The sequence below is a fragment of the bacterium genome, from assembly GCA_026398675.1.
GTDB lineage: Bacteria > RBG-13-66-14 > RBG-13-66-14 > RBG-13-66-14 > RBG-13-66-14 > RBG-13-66-14.
Map to the genome: position 1 here is coordinate 1 of JAPLSK010000074.1, position 1,881 is coordinate 1,881.

2 protein-coding genes are annotated in these 1,881 nt (G+C 67.5%); both read right to left on the reverse strand.

Going from position 1 to position 1,881, the window contains the following annotated elements:
• Positions 1-1,039: permease (locus NTW26_01510; protein ID MCX7020951.1), on the reverse strand; the 1,039-nt coding region annotated here is incomplete at its 3' end.
• Between the two features lie 75 nt (positions 1,040-1,114).
• The gene (locus tag NTW26_01515) at positions 1,115-1,804 is read right to left on the reverse strand and encodes a sulfite exporter TauE/SafE family protein (GenBank protein ID MCX7020952.1); all 690 of its coding nucleotides are present in this window, start codon (positions 1,802-1,804) and stop codon (positions 1,115-1,117) included.
• Positions 1,805-1,881 lie beyond the last annotated feature (77 nt).

The following is a 1,881-nucleotide window of genomic DNA, read 5'->3' on the forward strand; positions in this document are numbered from 1 at the left end:
CGGGACCGGCAAGCAGAAGAGCCAGCGCAGGGCCTTTGCCCATGCCGTTGGCCATGAGCCCCTGGAGTATCGGCACCTCGGTGAGCGTGGCGAAGTACATGAACGCGCCGGCGACCGCGGCGAAAAAGTTCGCCGCCAGCGAGTTGCCGCCCACCGCGCCCTCGATCCAGCGGGACGGGATGAGCCCCTCGTGGCCGGGCCGACCCAGGAGGAACCCGGCCACCAGGACGCCCGCGAAGAGGAGGGGGAGAATCTGCCGGGCGAACTCCCAGCTCTTGGCGCCCCACTCCCGGAGCTCGTCCCGCTTGAACCAGCGCCGGAGCTGGATTGCCAGAATGAGCAGAAACCCGCCGCCGACCCAGAAGCGGTTTTCGTGGAGCCAGCGGCCCAACCCCCCGCCGCCCGTATCACCCCAGTTGACGAAGACCAGAAGGGCGATCATGGTGAGGAAGTAGAGGCCGTCCTGCCAGGGCCTGCGCCGGGGCACGGTGTCCACGGTTGCCGCCAGGGCCTCCGCCGCGCGCTTCTCGTCGGAGCGCCGGAAGATGGCCGACATGGCCAGGCCGATGACCACGCTGAACACGACCGCGCCCACCGCCCGGGCGATGCCCAGGGTCGGCCCCAGAACGGCCGCGGTGAGAATGACGGCCATGACGTTGATGGCCGGACCGGCGTAGAGGACGGTCGTCGCGGGCCCGATTCCCGCCCCGCGCTTGTAGATGCCCGCGAAGAGCGGCAGGACGGTGCAGGAGCACACGGCCAGCACCGCCCCGGAGATGCTCGCCACGCCGTAGGCCACGACCCGGTTCGCGCCGGCGCCCAGGTAGCGCAGCACCGCGCCGCTGGAAATGAACGCGCCCACCGCCCCGGCGATGAAGAATGCCGGGATGAGGCAGAAGAGGACATGCTCGCGGGCGTACTCCGTGGCCATCGCCACCGCCTCCCCGGCGGCGCCTTCCACCCGCCCCGACGCGAAGGGCATGAGGTAGAAGGCCAGGAAGACGGCCAGCATTAAAATGAACACCGTGTGGTTTTTCACGGCCGGTTTACTCCTGTTCCGCCCTCCGGCGCGCGGTCATGGAGGGGAGGAGAGACGACGATCGGCATCAAAACCCTAGACGGCCAGATAGACGAAATACAGCCCGACCAGGATCAAGAGGCTCCCGGCGACCTTCTTCAGCACGGCCCCGGCCTGTTCCATCTTCTTCGAGCCGATCAATTTTTGGGCGAAGGCCGCCGAGACCCCCGCCGCCAGGACCAGCAGCCAGTGGCCGACGGCGTAGGCCAACAGGAGCCCCATGCCGTAGGCGACGTTCTCGCTGGTGGCGGCGAAGGCCAGGACCAGCGCCAGCACCGGCACGGCGCAGGGGGAGGCGGCCACCCCGAAGAGCAGCCCCAGGATGAAGGCGCCCCAGAGCCCCTTCGATTTGATCTTCAGCCGGGCGAAGCCGGGCAGCTCGATCCGGATCAACCCCCACAGGTTCAGCCCCACGAAAATCGCCACCGCGGCGAGAATCCAGTACCAGAAGCTCCCCTGGAGCCCGAAGAGCCCGCCCACATAGGCGGCGATCCCCCCGAGGATGACGAAGGTCAGCGTCAGGCCCAGCATGAACAAGAGGCTGTAAGAAAGGGCCTTGCGGGTGCTCCCCTGCGCGTACCCCCCGACGAAGCCGATGGAGAGCGGGATCATCGCCAGGACGCAGGGCGAGAAGGAGGAGATTATCCCCGCCAGGAAGACCCCGAGGAAGGCCAGCAGCGGGGCCGAGGTGAGCCACCCCCCGATGGAGACGAGCAGGTCGTCCATCAATCAACGCCCATCTTTTTGAACTGGGCGACTATCTCTTCCTTCGTCATCAACCCGACGTGGCGGTAGACCTCTTT

What these genes read in the sequence shown, in the direction of transcription:
- NTW26_01515 (MCX7020952.1), bottom strand. Translation starts at nt 1,804, where the DNA reads ATGGACGACCTGCTCGTCTCCATCGGGGGGTGGCTCACCTCGGCCCCG.